The 19474-nt window shown below is 68.3% G+C and carries 17 protein-coding genes and 2 pseudogenes; 12 read left to right on the forward strand and 7 right to left on the reverse strand.

The genetic code is table 11. The features are described from left to right. Positions 1–91: 91 nt before the first annotated feature. The 5 genes from HCN51_RS46010 to HCN51_RS46030 all read left to right on the forward strand — a co-directional run bounded on the left by HCN51_RS46010 (position 92) and on the right by HCN51_RS46030 (position 5284). On the forward strand, positions 92–991 hold the full coding sequence (locus HCN51_RS46010) for a nitrilase family protein (protein WP_168018239.1): 900 nt from the start codon (positions 92–94) through the stop codon (positions 989–991). After that, entirely contained in the window at positions 991–2169 is a 1179-nt protein-coding gene (locus HCN51_RS46015) for a hypothetical protein (protein ID WP_168018240.1), read from the forward strand. The genes HCN51_RS46010 and HCN51_RS46015 overlap by 1 nt, the downstream gene beginning before the upstream one ends. Then, positions 2166–3593, forward strand: a complete 1428-nt coding sequence (locus tag HCN51_RS46020; RefSeq protein WP_240973936.1) for an amidase — start codon at positions 2166–2168, stop codon at positions 3591–3593. The genes HCN51_RS46015 and HCN51_RS46020 overlap by 4 nt, the downstream gene beginning before the upstream one ends. After that, complete coding sequence (locus tag HCN51_RS46025) at positions 3586–4617, forward strand: alpha/beta fold hydrolase (RefSeq protein WP_168018241.1); 1032 nt, start codon at positions 3586–3588, stop codon at positions 4615–4617. The genes HCN51_RS46020 and HCN51_RS46025 overlap by 8 nt, the downstream gene beginning before the upstream one ends. A 466-nt stretch (positions 4618–5083) precedes the next feature. Next, positions 5084–5284 (forward strand): hypothetical protein, encoded by a 201-nt coding sequence (locus tag HCN51_RS46030; RefSeq protein WP_168018242.1) that lies wholly within the window; start codon positions 5084–5086, stop codon positions 5282–5284. Positions 5285–5306: 22 nt separating this feature from the next. Here the strand turns inward: HCN51_RS46030 and HCN51_RS46035 are convergent, their stop codons facing one another. Together HCN51_RS46035 and HCN51_RS46040 are read right to left on the reverse strand one after the other, a co-directional pair. After that, positions 5307–6983 carry an FAD-dependent oxidoreductase gene (locus HCN51_RS46035; RefSeq protein WP_168018243.1) on the reverse strand — a complete coding sequence of 559 codons (1677 nt, stop codon included), beginning with the start codon at positions 6981–6983 and terminating at the stop codon, positions 5307–5309. A 617-nt stretch (positions 6984–7600) separates the two neighbouring features. Continuing rightward, entirely contained in the window at positions 7601–8188 is a 588-nt protein-coding gene (locus HCN51_RS46040; protein WP_168018244.1) for a TetR/AcrR family transcriptional regulator, read from the reverse strand. 93 nt (positions 8189–8281) lie between these two features. Between HCN51_RS46040 and HCN51_RS46045 the strand changes: the two genes are divergently transcribed. From HCN51_RS46045 to HCN51_RS46055, 3 genes and pseudogenes are all read left to right on the forward strand, one after another. Further along, positions 8282–8590, forward strand: a complete 309-nt coding sequence (locus HCN51_RS46045; RefSeq protein WP_168018245.1) for a hypothetical protein — start codon at positions 8282–8284, stop codon at positions 8588–8590. 172 nt (positions 8591–8762) lie between these two features. After that, positions 8763–9018: pseudogene (locus tag HCN51_RS46050) on the forward strand (transposase); the annotation flags it as partial. A 68-nt stretch (positions 9019–9086) separates the two neighbouring features. Next, on the forward strand, positions 9087–9605 hold the full coding sequence (locus tag HCN51_RS46055) for a hypothetical protein (RefSeq protein ID WP_168018247.1): 519 nt from the start codon (positions 9087–9089) through the stop codon (positions 9603–9605). 635 nt (positions 9606–10240) lie between these two features. Here the strand turns inward: HCN51_RS46055 and pdxR are convergent. Continuing rightward, entirely contained in the window at positions 10241–11692 is a 1452-nt protein-coding gene (gene pdxR, locus HCN51_RS46060) for a MocR-like pyridoxine biosynthesis transcription factor PdxR (RefSeq protein ID WP_168018248.1), read from the reverse strand. 688 nt (positions 11693–12380) lie between these two features. On the opposite strand from pdxR, the gene HCN51_RS46065 reads away from it, so the two are divergent. Next, on the forward strand, positions 12381–12788 hold the full coding sequence (locus tag HCN51_RS46065; RefSeq protein ID WP_168018249.1) for a permease-like cell division protein FtsX: 408 nt from the start codon (positions 12381–12383) through the stop codon (positions 12786–12788). A 329-nt stretch (positions 12789–13117) separates the two neighbouring features. On the opposite strand, the pseudogene HCN51_RS60520 reads toward HCN51_RS46065, so the two are convergent. Next, a pseudogene (locus tag HCN51_RS60520) lies at positions 13118–13521 on the reverse strand (transposase family protein); the annotation flags it as partial. A gap of 82 nt (positions 13522–13603) precedes the next feature. Further along, positions 13604–13789 (reverse strand): hypothetical protein, encoded by a 186-nt coding sequence (locus HCN51_RS46075; protein WP_168018251.1) that lies wholly within the window; start codon positions 13787–13789, stop codon positions 13604–13606. Positions 13790–14625: 836 nt separating this feature from the next. On the opposite strand from HCN51_RS46075, the gene HCN51_RS60525 reads away from it, so the two are divergent. Both HCN51_RS60525 and HCN51_RS60530 read left to right on the forward strand, forming a co-directional pair. After that, positions 14626–14892: a hypothetical protein gene (locus HCN51_RS60525; protein ID WP_346434028.1), complete on the forward strand. Its 267-nt coding sequence runs from the start codon at positions 14626–14628 to the stop codon at positions 14890–14892. A 14-nt stretch (positions 14893–14906) separates the two neighbouring features. Beyond that, positions 14907–15782: a zinc-binding dehydrogenase gene (locus tag HCN51_RS60530; RefSeq protein ID WP_346434029.1), complete on the forward strand. Its 876-nt coding sequence runs from the start codon at positions 14907–14909 to the stop codon at positions 15780–15782. Between the two features lie 555 nt (positions 15783–16337). Here the strand turns inward: HCN51_RS60530 and HCN51_RS46085 are convergent. Both HCN51_RS46085 and HCN51_RS46090 read right to left on the reverse strand, forming a co-directional pair. Continuing rightward, positions 16338–17642 (reverse strand): TolB family protein, encoded by a 1305-nt coding sequence (locus HCN51_RS46085; protein WP_168018252.1) that lies wholly within the window; start codon positions 17640–17642, stop codon positions 16338–16340. Continuing rightward, on the reverse strand, positions 17642–18139 hold the full coding sequence (locus tag HCN51_RS46090; RefSeq protein WP_168018253.1) for a SigE family RNA polymerase sigma factor: 498 nt from the start codon (positions 18137–18139) through the stop codon (positions 17642–17644). Before HCN51_RS46090 ends, HCN51_RS46085 begins: the two co-directional genes overlap by 1 nt. Before the next feature lie 689 nt (positions 18140–18828). Between HCN51_RS46090 and HCN51_RS46095 the strand changes: the two genes are divergently transcribed. Continuing rightward, on the forward strand, positions 18829–19374 hold the full coding sequence (locus tag HCN51_RS46095; protein WP_168018254.1) for a hypothetical protein: 546 nt from the start codon (positions 18829–18831) through the stop codon (positions 19372–19374). Positions 19375–19474 lie beyond the last annotated feature (100 nt).

Consider the following 19474-nt stretch of genomic DNA (forward strand, 5'->3'; position numbering starts at 1 on the left):
CGCTAGCGTCCTCTTGACGGCACGCGAGAACGAGGTCCATGCTAACCCAAACGTTTGGCCCAAACGTTTGGGTTAGGGAAGGAACCTGAAAATGACCGATGCGACGGACCCTCCAGCCAGCCCCGCCCGAGTGGCGGTGGTCCAGTTCGACCCTCAAGTGGGCCTGGACAACCACAAGGCCAATGCTGAACGCGCCCTTTCACTCGCCACCCGCGCGGTCCAGGACGGGGCGACACTCATCGTGCTGCCGGAACTGGCGACCACCGGGTACAGCTTCCGCGACCGCTCCGAGGCATACGAGCACGCCGAAGGAGTTCCGGACGGGGCGACGGTGAAGGCATGGGAGTCCTTCAGCCGCGAGCATGGGGTCCACCTCGTCGGTGGTCTCGCCGAACGCGACGGGATGCGGCTCTACGACACCGCCGTCCTGGTAGGGCCCGACGGCTACATCGGCCACTACCGCAAAGCCCACCTGTGGAACCGGGAGAAGCTGTGGTTCACCCCCGGCGACGTCGGCTTCCCGGTCTTCGAGACCTCGATCGGCCGTATCGGGCTGCTGATCTGCTGGGACATCTGGTTCCCCGAGGTACCCAGGCTCCTGGCGCAGCAGGGAGCCGACATCATCTGCAGCGTCAACAACTGGGTCTGGACGCCCCCACCGATCTTCGACGAGGCCGGTCGCTGCATGGCCGCGTACCTGACCATGACCGCCGCGCACGTGAACAACGTCTTCATCGCCGCCGCCAACCGGGTCGGCACAGACCGCGGCGCGCGGTTCCTGGGCTGCTCCCTCATCGCCGGCACCAACGGCTGGCCGATCGGCCGCGTGGCAGGCGCCGAGGAGGAGACCATCCTGATGGCCGACATCGACATCGTCTCCGCGCGCAGCGCGCCGATCTGGAACCAGCTCAACGATCTGGTTCGCGACCGGCGAGCCGACCTGTACGACCCGATGCTCGGCTACACGCTGGGCCCGGCGATGCCGCGCTGATGGCCATCACGACCGCACGAGCCCACCTGGGCGCGCGACACGTGATCGCTGCCGCCGCGGTGGTCGGCGCGGCGACCCTGTTCGCCGGCTGGCTCACAGCGCTACAGCCCGCGCTGCCTTCTCTGCTGCCGGGTTATTCCTCCTGGGGGCTGCGCTACTCCGATCCGAGCTGGTACGCGTACTGGATTCTCGGCGACATCACTGAGGCGACCTTGGCGAAGTCGTTCCTCGGCGGCCTGCTCATGATCGCCGGGGCGGCGCTGGCTCATGTCGCCCGGCGCCGTGGCCGGCGGTGGCAAGGCTTCGCCATGGCCTGCGGCACGGGTGAGCTCTGGCCATGGGTCCTGGCGGCGGCCGGCATGGGTCTGCTGGCCAGCAATCTGCTGTGGGGCTGGACCCTGCACGACTGGCAGCCCACCTTTGCCCCGGTGGTCTCGCTCCCACCCGCCCTGGTGATCATTTACGGACCTGGCTGGCGTGTCGCGGTGACCGGCGCCATCCTCGGCGTGCTGCTGGTCACGCCCCTCGCGCTGATCTTGGTGAACCTGGTGTGCCGCCCGCTCGGCGTCTCGCCCGTGGCCGGAAGCACCCTGGCCATGTCCCTGGGCGGGCTGGCCGCCTTCTGGCTGTGCCGGCGCTTGCCCTGGCTGCCTCCGCCGCGCGTGACGCGAGCGTCCCATCCGGACGGACCACCTGCCCGGTACGGGCCCTTCTGGGTCGTGCGACGCATGCTCGCGGACTTCACCGAAGCACACTTCTACGGCAACGAATGGGCGGGAGCGTTCCTGCTGCTCGGCTGTGTCCTGCACTTCCTGCTCAACCCTGCCGCACCCGCGTACGGCAGCGGACTGCTCCCGCAGTTGCTCCTGGCGCAACTGCTGACCGCGGCCTGTGGGGTACTGCTGTGGAGCAGACGGTGGGCATCTCACGGCTGGTACCCGACGTTCGTGCCGATCGTCTCGGTGGCACCGGCCACCGTGCTGACCTTCGGCGGCACGGTGCCGTCGATCGTGGCCGGAGCCGTGATCGGCGCCGCCGTCGCTCCCCCGCTCGCGGCGGCGCTGGCCCGGCGACTACCTGACGACGTCCAGCCGATGGTCGCCTACACCGCGGCGATGGCCGTGTGCACGGCGGCGCTCATCCCTCTCCTCGATCTGATCCCCGGCTTCCCCTCATGACCAGGAAGGATCTGATGCCGACACCCGCCGGGACCGGCGTTGAAGAGCGGGTGCGCCTCGGCCACCCCGGGCACTTCGCCGGCCGCACCATCTCCGAGCTCGCGAACGACCTGCGCGCGGGACGCGTCACGTCGGTGGAGCTCGTCGGACACGCCCTCGATGCGATCGCGGCCCTGAACCCCCTGTTCAACGCCTTCGTCACCGTGGATGCGGCAGGCGCGCTGGCCGCGGCGGAGCAGGCCGACCGCGACCTGGCCCGCGGCATCGACCGGGGGCCGCTGCACGGTCTTCCGTCCGCGGTCAAGGACGTCATCATGGTCGCGGGCCTGCCCGCGACCATGGGCTCACACCATTTCACGGGACATGTCGCCGACGCGGACGCCGACTGTGTCAGACGCCTGCGTCAGGCCGGAGCGGTCATCGTCGGCAAGACCACCACGCACGAATTCGCCTACGGCCCGACGGGCGACCGCTCGGCCGCCGGCCCGTCGCTCAACCCGCGCGACGCCACCCGGATGTCGGGCGGCTCCAGCGGAGGCAGCGCGGTGGCCGTGGCCGCGGGCATGGTGCCGTTCGCGCTCGGGACAGACACCGGCGGTTCATCGCGCATCCCTGCCGCGCTGTGCGGGATCGCCGGCTTCAAACCCGCGTACGGCACGATCTCGTTGGACGGAGTCTTCCCCCTGGCGCGCACCCTGGACCACCTCGGCGTGCTCGCAGGACGTGGCCAGGACTGCCTCATCGCCTACCAGGCTCTTTCGGCGCGCAGCGCCAACGACGACACCTCCCTCACCACACCGGCAGAGGGCAGCCTGCCCCGCATCGCCTGGCTCGATCCCACCATCCTCTTCGCCTGCGATCCCCGCGTGGTCCGAACGGCACGCCAGATGCTGGAGTTCGCGACCGGACCCGTCGCCGAGCGCCGGCTGCCGCCGGCCGACGTCCGTGATGCGAAGGAGGCGTTCATCGCCATTCAGAGCCGTGAGGCGGTGATCGTCCACGCAGAGCGTATGGCCGAACGCCCTCATCTGTTCGACCGTGAGGTGCTGCAACGCCTGCGCGCCGCAGCCGAGGTTCCCCCCTGGCGGTATGAACGCGCCCTGAAGGTCAGAACCAGGCTCGCCGGCACCCTCGACACGCTGTTCGAGCACCATCAGGTGCTCGCGCTGCCGACCGTGCCCATCATCGCCCCGCACCTCGGCCGCAGACAGCTCCACGTGGGCGGCACGTCCGTGGCCGTGCGTGACGCTCTGCTCTCCCTGACCAGCCCGTGGAACCTGCTGGGCCTGCCGGCGCTGAGCATTCCCACGGGAAGCGTGGACGACCTGCCTGTCGGACTCCAGCTCGTCTGCCGGCCCGGACACGAACAGCACCTTTCCCACATCGCCGCTCTGTGCACCCCATCGGGAGGAAACCATGCATGACATCATCGAACTGCCGGCCTTCGAGCTCGAGTCCGGCGCCGTCCTCGACCCGGCGCGGCTGGCGTACAAGACCTATGGCGAGCTGAACAGCGCGCGGACGAACGCCGTGCTCTTTCCCACCTGGTTCGCCGGCGACCACACCTCCAACGAATGGCTCATCGGCCCTGGCAAAGCGCTCGACCCGCGCACGTACTTCATCATCGTGCCGAACTTGTTCGGCAACGGGCTCTCCTCGTCGCCGTCCAACACGCCGGCGCCTCACGACCGGTCCAGTTTTCCCTCGGTGACGATCCGCGACAACGTCCGCGCCCAGCATCACCTGATCACCGAGCACTTCGGCATCGAACGGCTGGCACTGGTGCTCGGGTGCTCCATGGGCGCGCTGCAGACGTACCAATGGGCGGTGAGCCATCCCGACATGGTGGAGCGAGCCCTTCCCTTCTGCGGGGCACCCAGGACCTCACCGCACAACGCCGTCTTCATCGAGAGCCTGCGTGCCACTCTCACCTTGGACGCCGCCTACGAGGGGGGACGCTACCGGTCCCAACCGCTGGGCGGAATCAGGGCGTTCGCCCGGGTATACGCCGGATGGGGGTTCTCCCAGGCCTTCTACTGGGAGGAGACGTATCGGCAGTTGGGGTTCGCATCGTTGGAGGAGTTCCTGACCGGCTTCTGGGAGAGCAACTTCATCGACCAGGATGCCAACGATCTCCTCGCGATGCTGCGCACGTGGCAGGACGCCGACGTCTCGACCACGCCCGGCCTGGAAGGCGACATCGAACGTGCTCTCGGCTCCATCCGGGCCAAGGTCCTGGCCCTGCCCGCCGAGAAGGACCTGTACTTCCCGCCGGAGGACGAGATGCGCGCCGTTCGCCACATCCCTCACGGCGAGGTACGCGTGATCCCCGGCATCTGGGGCCACCTCACGGGTGGTGGCGCCAATCCCGTGGACGCCGCCTTCATCGATGCAGCCATCCGCCACATCCTCGCTTCACCTGTCACCCTCGCACCAGCCCGGACGTGATCGACGCCATGACGTCGCGGCGCCTGGCCAGTCAGCGTCACGAGAGTGGACAGGCGCCGCACGCGGCCGGGCTGCCGGCAAGGATCGCTAGGATCCCGGTGTTCACCTGCTCGACCGGGAGGCCGGCATGCAGAGCTTCTCCATGTTCGAGGGTGCGTTCTGGCAAGGTGGCGGCGGCTGGGAGCACATCGAGGTGTGCAGCACTGTGTCGGAGCTCGATGCCGCTGTGTCTTTCTACGTTCGCACCGGATCGTGGGCGGCTCACCGGGGGCCCACAAGCCGCCGGTGGCCTGCCGGAGCCCGGAGGGCGGTACGAGGGCCTGAGCGAGGGCGCGATCTGGGCAGAACTGGCCGCGGATGTTCACGAGGCTGCGTTGGAGAACCCTGAGGACATTCAGGCGCGGGTTGACTGGGCTGACGTCGCCCTGCCCGAGCTGGTCCCGCCGATACTGGGGAAGGAGACGTCGTGGCGATGGGCCAGCGCCTGTTTCGCTACGGCCGCAACTCCACACTGGACGAGTGCCTCTGGCACCGCGTGCACGGTGTCGCGCATGGCGAACCGGTCCGGGTTTTCTGCAACCCGATCCGCCTGAGCGACCGGCCGAACACCACGCCTCCCAAGCGCCGCCGGGCCGGTCACTTGCATACCCTCGTCGCTCCGACGTAGAAGATCGCCAATGGCATCGCCGCTAGCGCTGCCCTACCGGGCTCACGACCGAGCGCGAGATGAGCCACGGAGCCAGGACGTCCGTCATCCTCCCCGGCGCATGCCCGCGGGGCTCGACAGCTGCGAGGTGACCGTCGGGCCGCACCAGCACCACCGTGCCATGACCCCTGCGTAGCCTGTCGGCCAGTTGGCCCTTGACGTCGATGAGCACCGGGACGCCGATCTCCTCCGGGTCCAGCACCCCCTCATCGAGTACGAGATAGGGGCGTACGGCGGCTCCGTACATCTTTTGGGTCTTCCTCAGAAACGCCACGATCTGCTCGCGGTCGTCGGCCAGGTGGTCCGCAGCAGCGATCATCAGGAGCGTGTAACCACTGCTGCGCAGCAGCTCGTGCAGCCGCAGTGAGGACCGGCCCGCCATCCACAGGTCGGCGTCGGGCATCCGGTCGCCTACGCCGAGCGACCCGTTGCCGCTCCTGCCGGCTCGCGCCAGCCGGGTATGCCGATAGCCGAACATGATGCCGGAGATGCTGGAGGCCAGCCGGCGCTGCACCGGTGAGCGCGGAATCAGGCAGCGTGCCGCGGCGTTGCGGGCGAGCTTGAGCAGGGGGTTACGCAGGGCGAATGCCCGGAACATCAGGTCGGTCCCGTGCCTGACGCTCTCGTGGATCGGCCGCCGCTCCTCGTCGTAGGTGTCCAGGAGCGTCTGGGGAGCCTGCCCGCGCAGCACCATGGCCAGCTTCCAGCTCAGGTTGGCGGCGTCCTGCAGACCGGTGTTCATGCCCTGCCCCGCCGCCGGGCTGTGGGCGTGCGCGGAGTCCCCTGCGAGGAAGACCCGGCCCATGCGCGTCGTGTTGACCTGCCGGCTGTGGGCGACGTAACGCGTGAGCCAGCGGGGATCGCTCAACCTGATGGGAAGGGGGGCGATGGCGTCAACGGTGTCCTGGAGCTCCTCCAGGCTCAGGGTGTCGTCGCGACGGAAATCCTGCCGGGTGAAGTCGATGGCGAAGACCCGCACGTATTCACCAAGAAACGGCAGCACCGAGACGAAGCCACGCGGCGAGGTGTAGTTCGTGATGCGCGAGCGTACGAACTCGGTGTCGGCCTTCACATCTCCGATCAGCACCAGACTCTCCAGCTGCTCGCCGTCGAAGCGCAGCCCCGCCAGGTGCCGCACGGCACTGTGCGAATCATCGCAGCCCAGCAGGTACCGGGCCCTGATGGTCTCTTCCCGCCCGTCCACGCTCACCGTGGCTCTCACGTCGTCGTCGGACTGCTCGACGGCGACGAGTTCCGCTCCTTGCTCGACCCGCACACCTCGGTCCTGGAGTGCTTCGAGCAGGATCTGCTCTGTCTGCCGCTGCGGCAGGACGAGCATGAAGGGGTAGCGGGTATCCAGGCCTTGGAGGTTCACCGGGAGCGGCTTGCCCGAACGGCGCAGCCCGATCGCGATGCCCGGGGCGGGATATCCCCGGCGGAGGAACTCGTCCACGAGTCCTGCGAAGTCCAGTATCTCCAGGGTGCGGGCGTGGATGACCAACGCCTTCGACAAGGGGGACCGTTCATCCGTCTTCTCCACCACGCGGACGGAGACGCCGTGCCGCGCCAGTTCATGAGCGGCCATGAGCCCCACCGGGCCCGCCCCCACGATGAGCACGTCGGCGTCATACCCGGGCTCGCGCCCGTCAGAGTCGCTCATTCCCCTGCCCTTCCGAGAGGCCACATGCTGCCTACAACTGCAGGCCATCGACTGTTGGCCTACGCTTGCATGACAAGCATGACATGCGATGCGAGGTTGTATCAATATCAAGTGTCATTTCATGGTGATGACGGAGAAGAGTGCGCGGCGCTGCTCAGCCTCGCTGAAGAGGCAGGCGCGGGCCCTCTGGCGGCCATGAGTCTGGAGGAGATCGGCCGCCTTGGCGGCAGTGTCTCATTCGACTCTGCTCTGCCGGTCGGCAGCCGCAGACAGTTCGACGCTGCCTTGTACGCCCTCGGTGCTCAAGCCGCACCGCGGTCACACGTCGCGGAGCGGGCGATCACGGGCTACCGCCGTCATCGCGCAGCGCGGGTGTCGGCGACACGACGCTCGAGGATGCGGCGGGCCGCCGCCGACTACAGCGCACGGGCGCTCCATGCCCGGATCGGCGGCAGGAAGCCCTCCCCGTCGCCGCCTTCACGCACTACGGTCCCGTGGACGGGATCGCCGCGCCTCTAATCGCTGCCGGATGTCACGCGCATCCCCTGACTGCCGGCTCGTCTTTCGTCAGGGTCTGGCGCCATGGACGGTCTGCCGCCTCGCTGATGGGGCGGGTGTTATCCGGCCAGCGCCCGCAGGCCGTGGCGTAGGGCATCTACCGAGGCGTCCTCGGTGAAGGCAGAACGGACTATGAAGCCGTGTACGGCGCCGATCAGAACGTCGGCGACGGCAATGGGATCGGCATCGCGGGCGATCTCCCCGTGCTCCTGATAGGTGCGGACGATGTCGGCAAACAGGACGCGGACCTCGGCGAGCATGTCGGCCAGTCGCTTGCCGAGGGCTTCCTGGTCTGCGGCCGCGGCCCAGAAACGCAGCATGAGCCGGCTCGACTCCGGCGTGGCGTCCATCGGGGACTCCTGAGTGAACACCTCGGCCACAAGGTCCGACAACGGCGGCAACGGGCGCCGGGCCAACGACTGCTCGAAGGTGAGGCGCACGCTGCTGAGGATGTCGTCGGCCACCGCGATGACGAGTTCCTCCCTACTGGAGAAGTAGCGGTAGACAGCCCCGGCGGACAATCCACTCTCGTCCAAAACATCCTGGACAGATACGGAGTCGAAGCCCTTGCGGCCGACGCACCGCCGGACGGCGGCCATGATCTGGCGGCGGCGGGCCTCGAGATGTTCGGCGGAGACGCGGGGCATGGTCAAAGTAAAACGAATGTTCGTCCTCTTGACAAGTCGATCCGTGCCGCAGCAAGCTAAATAAAACAAATCTTCGTTTTAGGAGTCACAGACATGGGCACCATGCTCATCAAGCAGCGAGTCTTCGACATCGACCGCTGGGCCAAGTGGTTCTACCAGCCCGAACTCGACGCGGCCCGCCGCGAGCACGGCCTCACAGTGGCCGGCACCTTCGTCGACGCCTACCACGACCACACGGTGATAGTGGTCCTGGAGGCCGAAACGGAGGAAGCCGCGCGCACCTACGAGAACTCGCAGACCCTGGCCGACGCGAGGGAACGCTGCGGCGCGGCAGGCTTCCCTGACGGCGTGTGGCTCGGAACCAAGCCGATCGTCAACCCCTATCTGACAGCCGGCGCCTGACAAGGTTCGTCGCACCCGCTACGCGGGTGCCGAACACCAACACACCGGGGGTTACGTCCCGTCGACTGGTGTAGATCCGGCCTCGAGCGGCGTGTCGCCTCCAACGTCCGAGGGCCATCGCGCGGGTCTCTGCGTGAAACCGCCAAGTGACACGCAGAGGAGAAACAACGCGATGGCCCTGGACAAGTTTGCCCTGTTAGAGGTTCTTTCGGTGCTGAAGAACTCCGAGGCGAGCGAGCGCATCCGGCATTCCGCCCAGACCATCTACCAAGCCCTCATCGAAGCCGAGCCGACCACGGCGACCCCGGACCGCCATGCGCAGCGCAACGGCCACCGGCCTCGGACGCCGACCACCACCGCCGGTGATCTGGAGCTGCGGATCCCCCAAGCTTCACACCGCCTCGTTCCTCCCTGAGCGCCGCCGCCGTCCGCCTTCCATGACCGACGTGCGCAACGAACTGCAGCGACTCACCCGGCAGATCGGCGAGTCCGGTGATTGGCAGGGACGCGCCTACGACTCATTCCTCGACAGGTCGCCGAATTCGACGGCCACCTGCAGACCCTGGAGAACAACAGGACCGGCTGCGGGAACACGCTCAAGTGCTCGGCGGCGGCTTTCCACATGCTGGCCATGTTCTGCGTCGTCCTTGCCGGCCTCCTGGCGACGCTGGCGGCGTACGTCGTCGTGGTGCGGCCCACGCCGGCCGGTCCTGCGGCCGAGGCGCAGGCGATCGGCACCGTGGGACGGCTCCACCTGTCGTTGTCCAGCGTGATCAAGAACCACTGGAAGCTGGTGCTGAAGGCCGGCCTCATCATGTCGGCCGCCGGCGTGACGCTCAGCCAGCTCACCCGAGACCTGCCGCTGATGAGATCGGGTATCGGCGAGCAAGCCCGATCTGCTCCAGACCAGCGCCATCTGGGACCCCGCGAAGGCGGACATCGCCGACGACCCCCAGGCCCGCTTCGACATCAGCGGGATCAAGCAGTCGGGTCCTCTTCCCGGCTCGGCTGGTAGGGCTGCTGGATCGCATGCTCACCGGGCGCTCCACCGCGCGGGAGCCAGTTCTGGTTCAGGTGCAGCGCATGTGCGACGGCGTCGAGGGCGCTCTGGTGTCCCTGGAGATCTGAACCCCTGGGGCGGACCGCAGAACTCCTCCTGATCCGCAGGACGCTTCCAGCTTTGTCAAGCGGCCTGCGCGGACGTCGGCCATGGCGGCGATGGCTTCCTTGTTGCGGCAGCGGCCGGAGCCGGGGCCGGACATCCCGCTTCGGTCGGCGGTGATGACGCCGACGCCGCGCATCCGCAGCCGGTGGCCGGCATCCTCTTCGACGAGTTCGGCGCAGGCGGCGTGGACTTCGCCGGTGAGGTCACGGGATGCGGCGAGCCGGGCGTCGCATGACGGTGCGGCGGGTGCGTTCTTCGGCGTCGGTGACGGATGAGGGGCGCAGGCGCGGTCGGGCGCCGATCCGTGCTTGACGCATCCGTCCGCGCAGTCGTTGCCGCGGCGGGGCGGCACAAGCTGGTCAGGAGTGGGCACACGTCCCGCTGAAACGATCCCTCGGCCCGATCGGGTCATGCGGCTGCTCTCGGAGGTGACCGCCGGCGATGCGGCCCGCTGCAGGATGATCCGCCGGGGACCAGAGGATCGGCTAAGGCTGTCTGGTCCTGGCCGCGGGCAGCCGCCTGCTGCGCTCCCGCAAGGCGGTGATGAGTGCGCTGACAGCGCCGCTGTAGGCGTGATCGGCCGGGGTCGCATAGCCGATGACGAGGGCGAGGGGTGCCTGTGCCGGCTGGCGGTAGAAGGGCGAGATACCTTCGACATGGATGCCTCGTCCGGCCAGGTAGTCCAGCAGTGCGGACTCCTGGTCCGAACCTGGGGAAAGGCGGAGTACCGCGTGCAGGCCAGCGGCGATGCCGGAGAGCCGTGCATGTGGCAGTTGCCCGGCGACGGCTTCGCCGAGCAGGTCCCGGCGCCGACGGTAGCGGGTCCGGCAGCGGCGTACGTGGCGGTCAAGGGCACCGGTTTGCAGGAATCGGGCGAAGACGAGCTGGTCGATGACGCTGACGTAGGACTCGTCCTGGCGCGTGACCTCCCACAGCGAGGTGAGGAGGCCGGTGGGCAGGACGAGCCAGGCCAGCCGCAAACCGGGAGCGAGGATCTTGCTGGCGGTGCCCACATACAAGACCCGGTCGGGAGCCATCCCCTGAAGCGCTCCCACCGGCTGGCGGTCGTAACGGAACTCGCCGTCGTAGTCGTCCTCCACGATGAACCCGCCCGTTCGCCTGGCCCAGGACACCAGGCCGACGCGCCGGACGGGACTGAGTGTCACGCCGAGCGGGTACTGGTGGGCGGGGGTGACGACGACGGCGGACTCGTTGGTGAGCTCATCGACGATCAGCCCGTCCCGGTCGACGGGGATGCGGCGCGCCTGTAGTCCCGTCTGTTCGACCATGGCGGGATAGTCGGGCTCGGCGGGATCTTCGAAGGCGATCGAGCCCGGCGAAGTGCTGTGGTGATGGAGAATCTGGCACACCAACCGGAGCGCATGAGCAAAGCCGGCGCAAACGACGATGTGGCCGGGTGTGGTGGCGACACCGCGGACCCTTGCGAGGTATTCGGCCAGGGCCTCGCGCAGTTCCATGGCGCCTGCCCGGTCCCGGTAGCCCAGCGCGCTGTTGGGCGCGTGCTGCATCACATGCCGGGTGGCGGCGAGCCACTCCTGGCGCGGGAAGGCGGCCAGGTCGGGGAATCCCGACCTCAGGTCGAACCCCCGTACGGGCGGCAGGGTGAGGTGTTCCGGCTTCGGGGCCTCTGCGACCGAGGCTGCCGGCCGTGGAGCCACACGAATGCCCGACCTGGGCTTCGACTCCAGGTACCCCTCGGCGACAAGCTGGTCCAGGGCCTGGGTGACGGTGCCGCGGGCGACCCCGAGATCACGAGCCAGCGACCGGGACGAGGGCAACCGTGTTCCCGACGGAAGCCGGCCGCTTCGCACGGCATCGCGCAGCGCACCTTCGAGCCCGGCCCGCAGCCCCTGGCTGTCGCCTCGCCGGAGGTGAAGATGGAGATCCAACCCCCATCTGGACCATTCATCTTCCATGTATCTGGACTATATCCCTGAGCCAGACGCTCCCTACGGTCGACGTATGAAGCATCTCGCAGCCGCTGTGGGGCTGACGAATTACCTGCTCGGGCAGGCTCGCCTCAGCGTGCAGGAAGCCGAAGCCGCCGAGCCGGACACGGATCGGCCCTGGGGTGTCGTTCGCTGGCTCGGTGGGTGGGGCGCCCCTGCACGCAGCGAGGCAGACGGGGCGGAGAGGCGCTGACGGGAGCGCTGAAAAAGGCTCGAAGCTTTCGAGGCTGTGATGCCGTGCGTGCACCGCCACCCGCCGCGTGACCGCGGCCGGCGGCACCTGGAACCGCTGCCCGCTCACCTGTCCCCCCTTGGCAGCTGGGCGAGTCAGATCGTCCGGAGCCAGGTCCAGCCGCCGAAGATGCCTGATCGCCTGCAGGTTCATGGAGGCTGCGCGCTGGAAGTGCCCGCAGTGTGGACCCTGCTTCGCACAGCTCACGAGGCCGAGACGACTCTGGCGAGGGGCGGGCGAAGCCCATTGCGGATCGTCTTGACGTGGAGGAGCAGCGGATCGATAGGGGTGCGCGTTCATAGACCATGGACAGTGAAACTTTGCGGTTGGCGGAGCCGGCGCTGAAGGGATTGGCCCCGCCGGCCGCATCCCCTGACGCCGACCTGGTCACTGAGTGGCGCGGCATCTGCTGGAGGGGCCGAGGTGTCCGTCTTCCTGTGCAAGGATGGCGACTCCTGGGCGAGCTGCGCGGGTGGCGAGATCACCAAGCCGGAGCGGCTGAATCTCCAGCGGGCCCTGGAGGGCCGGCCTGAGGTGGAGAGTGTCAGGTTCGAGGACCGGCAGCAGGCATGGGAGAGCTTCCGTCGCCAGTACGAGGACGACCCTGAACTCCTGAAGGCGACAACTCCGACTGACATGCCCGAGTCCTTCCGCGCCCGGATCAGGGCGGGTGCGGATGCTTCTGCGGTGGCCCGGGCCGCGAGTGAGCTGCCCGGCGTGTCCATCAGCTTCGATCAGGCTTGCCTCGTGGACAACGGCTGGCCCTGGGGGCTCGTCAAGAGGCTCCTGGGAAGCGAGGAGCAGTGCTCCTTCATGGGCAAGGGACAGTGACCCGCCTCAGCTCAGGGCTGCCGAGACCGGAGTTTCCTGGTCAGGACGGGTGGCGTGGATCGGCACCACCCCATCCTGGAAGAGGCCGCAAAGAGCTGGGGTGGCCGGCCTCTCCCCACGTCCCTGGGGGCAGAACCCCATCGACATGATCTTCAAACGTGGATGACTGTCCGTCGTCCAGGGCCGTGGGAAGCGGGCCACTCGGTGCGCTGGGACAGCGTCGTGAAGCGGGTCGCCTTCGCGGTCGATCGTGCGTGGCGGCAGGTTGAGGTGGCGATGGCGACCCTGTGTCCTACGGCAAGCCGGGCTTCTCAGGCACCGATGACCGCGACGGCCAGGACCGCCGAGAGCCGAGCGCCCGCCCGGCCAGCCAATTCGGTGACCACCGCGCCCAGCTGGCCGGTGAGCCTGCGTCTTCGACGCTGGTAACGCTCGAGGAGCCCGCGCACTTGCTCACGAAACGTCTGCCGAGCACACTTCCACGCCGGGCAGAGCAGAGGCCGTCCCTGCACCGAGATCACCACCCGCCGACCGTCGACGGGACATCGGCCACCGTCCGGCTGTAGTAGCCGTGCACCCGGCCGGCCAGCGTCCCGCACACCGAGCACGGCACCGGCTTATCCCGAGTACGGGTGGTGACCCGAATGAAATCGTCCTCGCCCTCCACACCCTCGATGACCAGGGGAGGCAGGCCCGCGAACACGACACCCGTAAGATCGTCGATCTTCAGCACGGCCCAGCCTGACAGGTATCACCCAGCGTCACCACCGATAACGGGCCAGAGTTGTTGTCTAGACAGTCCCGCGTGAGGCCACCTAGCGGCACGGCGCGAGATCCGGCCCCTGCCAGCCGTAGGAGGAACACTCATAGACGTCGTACAAGCGCCAGATGAACTCCACGATCGTGCCGGCATTGGCCACCAAGACAGCCAGAATGCCCGCCCCCGCGACAATGAGCCCAGCGACATTCGGCACGTTGAATTTGCGCTTGGTTGCTCGCATACGCCCCTTCTCCGCAGATGACTTCCTCACACAGTAAACAGCCGTGTAAGAAGATCAATCTGTCGTTTGACCAGTCATGCGCCAGCGCATCGGCCGGGATGGCGCAGCTCGGCGCCCATGAGCCCCCGGAAAGGCGCTCGGCCAGACCCCATGCCGTGATCGAATATCCGATGGCCCATGTGCGGCGGACACGCCGCTGCCAGTGAAGATGTGACCATGTGGCGTCGTAGCCGTCTGCGGGTGAGCCGGGCGCCACAGTGACGTCACCGGCCGCGGTCTTGCGGCGCCGGCGCGCGGCGGCGACGAGCCGCAGCGCCCCGGAACCGAGCAGCCTGCCCAGTCAGTCCGGTGATGTATCTCGACAAGTTCCCCGCCCGCCCCGGCCGACTTTGCTGAGAGTGAGCCATGGAGCCGAGGGCGCCAGGGCCAGGTTCCGCGGTTGATGAAGGAGGTACGGGCGAAGCCCGTTCCTTGATGTCATTGAGATGAATCAGTGTGCAAATCGGACGCCTTTACAAAGTAAGTTCGGTGAAGGCATGCGCGCCCCGTTGGGACCGAGAGGCAGCGTGAAGGTGCGTAGCGTCGTGCGGCTGTCGCTCACGCGTCCTACCTCCAGCCCGACGCGCCTGCGGCCGCAGAGTACAGAGCGCTGTCGCGCACGGCTCCGTCGAGGACGCCGCAGGCGGACAAAGCCGGCACAGCCGACCCCCAGCAGATCCAAAGCGGTGGACGGCACCTGATGGCCATGAGCAGCGCACTGATCAGCCGCGGGATCCGGCCGGCCGCGTGCCCGGCGGGCGAGCCCAGCCTCGACACCTTCACCCTCGCCTGGACGCGTGTGCCCGAACCGGCTGAGGGCGTACCTGATCGGCGAGCCGCTGCTGGGCAGCGCGGTCGGCGAGGTGGTGGCCTCACGTGCCGAGGCGGTCCCGGTGGGCAGCGGGGTGACGCATTTCCTGGGTTGGCGCGAGTACTGCGTGCTCGATGCGGCGCAGGCCGTGGTGGTGGACACCACGCTGGCTCCGGCGGAGGCGTATCTGGGGCCGTCGGGGACGACATGGCTGACCGCGTATGCGACGGTCACCAAAGTGGCGCGGGTCTAGCCTGGTGACGTGGTGTGGCTGTCGGCCGCGGCCGGCGCGGTCGGCATCATTGCCGGGCAGATCGCCCGCCAGCTGGGCGCCGCCAAAGGCATCGGCTCCGCCGGGGGCCGGACAAGGTCAAGAAGCTGGTCACCGACTTCGGCTTCGACGTCGGCCTGGACTACAAGGCCAGGCCGATCGCCGAGCAGCTGGCCGAGGCGGCCCCGGACGGCATCGACGTCTACGTCGACAACGTCGGCGGCGATCACCTGCGCGCCGCCATCGCCGCCCTGCGCGACCGTGGCCGGATCGGCATGGTCGGCGCCATCTCCTCCTACAACGCCACCGAGCCGGTGCCCGGCTCGGACAACCTCTTCGATCTATCTGGCAGGAACGCCACCCTGCGCGGCACGCTGATCAACTTCTATCTCGACCTGTTCCCGGAGTGGATCGAACGGGCGGCAGCGTGGATTGCCGACGGCTCGCTGCACTACGAGCAGACGGTCGTGGACGGGCTCGAACGCGCCCCGCATGCCTTCCTCAGGATGCTGAAGGGCGCCAATACTGGCAAGATGCTCGTCCGGCTGACGGATCGGACGCCCAGCGGGCGAGGATCGCTGGTCGGAGGCGGTCTTCGCCCCGTTCACGACTCCGAGATGTGTGCGGGTCCGCCGTATCGGTGGAGGCGGACCCCGGCGCCTGGTGTTCAGGAGCACGCGATGGTGCAGCCGACCGCTTCCACGGCCGCTCGCACCAGTTCCTCCTCGACGGGGCCGTCGGTCAGGATGCTGACGCGGCCTTGCTCAGTATCGACCTCCACGCCCACCACTCCTGGCACCTGGATGAGTTCCAGCTTGATGGCGGCCCGGCAGTGTCCGCGCGTCTCGGTGGACAGGCCGGTGACGCGATAGGAGACGAGACTGTAGGCAACGGTGATCAAGGGGTCCTCCTGTTTCTCGGCAGTGTGCTACTCCGCGCCTGAGAAGATCGTGCTGCAAGATGGGCAGGCGTAGGGGTTGAGCGGCTTCCGAAACGGGACATGGCGGAAACCGGAGCCGTCTGCCGGTATCGAGCCAGATGTCGCTGGTCAGCGTGAGAGCCGGCGCGGTGAGGGGCGATCGATGGACGCATCTCACCGCCCCTGCGACAGGCCGTAGTACCCGAGGGGCCGGCTGTCGCCGACGGAGTCCAGCTCGGCGCGTCGATGGCGGCGACCGCGAAGCCGCAGGAGGTGACGTACGGGAAGGCCCAGGAGACGACCTCCTATCCCTTCTGTGCGACCGGCCGCCATGCCCGATCAGGCAGCGGGCGGGGACCGGAGCCCTCGGCAGGCGTCCACAGCACCCCGGGGGGATCTCTCCGATGGTGAGAAGCTGCTCGCGGATGCCGTTGGTGAACGTTTCCAAGGTGATGCGCCTGGCGGTATCAGACCGGCACTCCTGCTGACGCGGGCGGTCTCCGCGTTCCTACCTGATCGCGGCCAGGTCCAGAACGTACATCTCGTTCTTGATCGGGTAGGTGATCAGCCGGTCGAGGCCGCCGTCCGGGACCGCCATGGCGCCCTTCACGTCCGGCCGGATGCCGAGGTCGGCGGAGGTGCCGGTGTCGGCGTCGTACAGGGTCAGGACGGGCTGGTTTCCCGGCCCTGTCAGGGTGACCTTGAAGAAGCGCTCCAGGCCGGCGTCGTCGCCCATCTGGAAACCGTTCGGTAGCTGACGCTCGTGGGAGCCGTCGCGGTCGCGGACGAACCTGCGCAGGATGGTCTGGATCTGCACCGTGTCCGGGCACCGGCGGGCGCCGCACTTGATTTCCTTGCCGGAGCGGTCACGGGGGCGTTCGACCTTGACGGTCTTGTAGCGCACCGCCACGCCCGCGCACCGCTCGACGCCGCACCTGACCTCCTCGTCGGCCTTGACCACGGCGTCGCGCCGCTCGCCGGTCTCGACGTTGATCAGCTCACGGAAGACCGCCTTCCCGCGGTGGACGCCCACCCACGGCCACTGCAGGACGTAGTGCCGCTCGGCACCCTTGACCGGCTGCGGCGTGCCCCCGCTCAGCGGCACCCGGTACACCCCGCCCTTCTCGTAGTTGAAGACCACGTCCGAGCCGGTCACCGCCAGCCCGTTGATGTGCCCCTGCTTCATGACGTTGGTGAGAAGGACGTCGGTCACCTGGCGGGGTCGGCCGCCGGCGGCGGGCACCGTCCAGATGCGGGCGACCCGCGGCCCGCCCGGCTCCTTGTAGGACGCCCACCAGACGATGTTGCCGCCACCGGCGGCGACGCCGTCGGCGAAGATCGCCGATCCCTTGGTCGGCGGGATCTCGGCGATCTGCCGGGGCCGGCCGGTGTCCAGGTCGTAGCTCCACAGGAACTGCCGCTTGCCGTCCTGCGCGCCGGTCATGACCAGCAGCGTGCGCTCGTCGAGCAGGAGCTGCGGGAAGTACGCGCGCCCGTCGGGCAGCCTGGCCGGGATCTTGTGCACGGCCTGCGGCCACACCTTCTCGATGCGTGGCGGAATCCGGTCCACCGCAGGCTCCCCGTTCACACCCGCCGCGGGGTTCGGCGTGGCCGACGCGCCCAGGACGTTCACCGCCACGCCGGCCCCTCCGACCACCACGATCACGGCGGCGGCCGCGCACAGGGCCGCGGTTCGCGCCCGCCGCCGGCGGTGGCGCGTCCTGACCGTCGCGGCCAGCCCGGCCGGCGTCTCCGGCGCGCGATGCGCCGCTTCGGCAAGGACGCGGCTCAGCTTGTCTTCCAGATCGGTCATCACATGCTCCCGTGGGTCGCCGGTGCGGAGGAGAGGGCGGAACGCAGCTTGTCCAGGCCCCGGAAGGCCTGGCTGCGCACGGTTCCGGCGGAGATGCCGAGCACCTTGGCGATCTCGGCGTCGCTGAGCTGCTCGTAGTAGCGCAGCACCAGCACGGCGCGCTGCCTGCGGGGCAGCACGGCCAGCGCCTCCCACAGGCCCTGCTCCTCGTCGGAGGGGAAGATCTCGTGGTGCACGCCCTCCGGCGGCTCTCCCGTGAGCTGCTCGCGGCGGCGCCGCCGCCAGATGCTGATGTGCAGCCGCGCCATCGTGATCCGGGCGTAGCTGTGCGGGCTGTCCTTGCGTTTCACCCTCGGCCAGGCACCGCACAACCGCACCAGCGCTTCCTGCACCAGGTCGGCGGCGTCATGAGGATTTCCGGTCAGGACGTATCCGTAGCGGAGCAGCGCGTCCGTCTGCTCTGCCACGAAGTCGTCGAAGCCGGGCTCGTCATCCACGGGGTTGTCCCTTCGGTCGTCACCGTCCCAGACGGCCGAAGGCACGACGACGTTGCACCGCCCGCCGAATATTCCCAGGGGGACTGGACCGTTGCGCGGAAAGGGCATTTGTGCATGAGAGGGGCAACCGCGATGAGGGGGCAACCGCGATGGGCTTGCCGGTCCGGGACGAGCGCCGCCCAAACGAGGCACGGGAACGGCCGGTGCACCACCGACTCGGAATCGGTGAAGGGCACTCAGCGCCCAGAGGAACCGATGGGGCCGGTAGAGGACGCCGGGCGGCGCAGCAGCAGCCGCCTACTCCGAACGTCATCCGGTTGCCGGTCACCGCTGATGTCGAAGGCGCCGATGGCTATCGCACCTGAACCTGACCAACAACCACCACGACAATGCCGAACCACCGGCGAGCGACCGTGGGGCACGCAGAACTCCTGGTCTCTGGTCGGCGGTACGGGAGTCGGTCATTCTGCTCAACCGGCGGGCGGTCTGCCCTGCCCGCGCCTTCAGAGGAGCACCCGACCAGGTCCGGCGCGGGCGGCTTCCTCGGCTTCGGCCATCGAGGGGACTCGTGTGACGGAGTGCTGATGTCATGAAACTGCGAGCAACTTTGCGAATCGCCTGCGCGGCTCCTCGCAATCTGATTGTCTGTGCGCTACGGTCTCGATCACCAGTGATGGGAGGGGATGGCGATGGCACAGCTCAGCAAGGGACAAAGGGACACATCGACGTTCGCGGTGCCGTCCGAGCTGAGGCGCCGCATCGAGGATGCCGGCCAGCGCCATGGCTACACTCAGCCCGGCGTCTATCTGGCCGACCTGATCAGTGCCTTGCATCCGGAGCAACGCGAGGATCCGGAACGCGCCGCGTCTGTTCAGTCGGCGATTCCGATGCTGCTGGGAGCCGCGCAGGTGCCGGTGTCCGGCGGGAGGCATGTGTTCACGTTCCGGACTCCGCTGGGCGTGAAGCCTCGCATCAAGTCCGCGTACAAGGCCTACGGCTATTCCCGCATGACGGCCTATCTCGTGGCCTTGATGAGTGCGTTGCATCCCGAGCCGAAAGAAGGCGATCACGGCCACGACGGTCGCGGGCTGGCGCCCGAGGCCGCTCGCTCGCTCGTCGGCAGTTTGTTGAGCGGCGGCGCCGACACCTCGGCGGTGGACCTTCGATCCGCTTACGAGCAGCAGTCGTTCCTGGATGTGTACGGCGCCGACCAGCCCCGGCAGAGCGCCGCTTAGATTCGCCGGCACTCCGGCAAGAGGAGGCACGCAGAGGCCCATGTAAGCCGCGCCCACACCGGCGCACCCGCACAAATGCAGAGAGCCCCCGCGCTACCGG

The organism is Nonomuraea composti (assembly GCF_012034275.1).
Classification (GTDB): Bacteria; Actinomycetota; Actinomycetes; order Streptosporangiales; family Streptosporangiaceae; genus Nonomuraea; species Nonomuraea composti.

What these genes read in the sequence shown, in the direction of transcription:
- HCN51_RS46020 (WP_240973936.1), top strand. Translation starts at nt 2,166, where the DNA reads ATGACCAGGAAGGATCTGATGCCGACACCCGCCGGGACCGGCGTTGAA.
- HCN51_RS46075 (WP_168018251.1), bottom strand. Translation starts at nt 13,789, where the DNA reads ATGCGAGCAACCAAGCGCAAATTCAACGTGCCGAATGTCGCTGGGCTC.
- HCN51_RS46085 (WP_168018252.1), bottom strand. Translation starts at nt 17,642, where the DNA reads ATGACCGATCTGGAAGACAAGCTGAGCCGCGTCCTTGCCGAAGCGGCG.
- HCN51_RS46045 (WP_168018245.1), top strand. Translation starts at nt 8,282, where the DNA reads ATGGGCACCATGCTCATCAAGCAGCGAGTCTTCGACATCGACCGCTGG.
- pdxR (WP_168018248.1), bottom strand. Translation starts at nt 11,692, where the DNA reads ATGGAAGATGAATGGTCCAGATGGGGGTTGGATCTCCATCTTCACCTC.
- HCN51_RS46025 (WP_168018241.1), top strand. Translation starts at nt 3,586, where the DNA reads ATGCATGACATCATCGAACTGCCGGCCTTCGAGCTCGAGTCCGGCGCC.
- HCN51_RS46010 (WP_168018239.1), top strand. Translation starts at nt 92, where the DNA reads ATGACCGATGCGACGGACCCTCCAGCCAGCCCCGCCCGAGTGGCGGTG.
- HCN51_RS46035 (WP_168018243.1), bottom strand. Translation starts at nt 6,983, where the DNA reads ATGAGCGACTCTGACGGGCGCGAGCCCGGGTATGACGCCGACGTGCTC.
- HCN51_RS46040 (WP_168018244.1), bottom strand. Translation starts at nt 8,188, where the DNA reads ATGCCCCGCGTCTCCGCCGAACATCTCGAGGCCCGCCGCCGCCAGATC.
- HCN51_RS46015 (WP_168018240.1), top strand. Translation starts at nt 991, where the DNA reads ATGGCCATCACGACCGCACGAGCCCACCTGGGCGCGCGACACGTGATC.
- HCN51_RS46095 (WP_168018254.1), top strand. Translation starts at nt 18,829, where the DNA reads ATGGCACAGCTCAGCAAGGGACAAAGGGACACATCGACGTTCGCGGTG.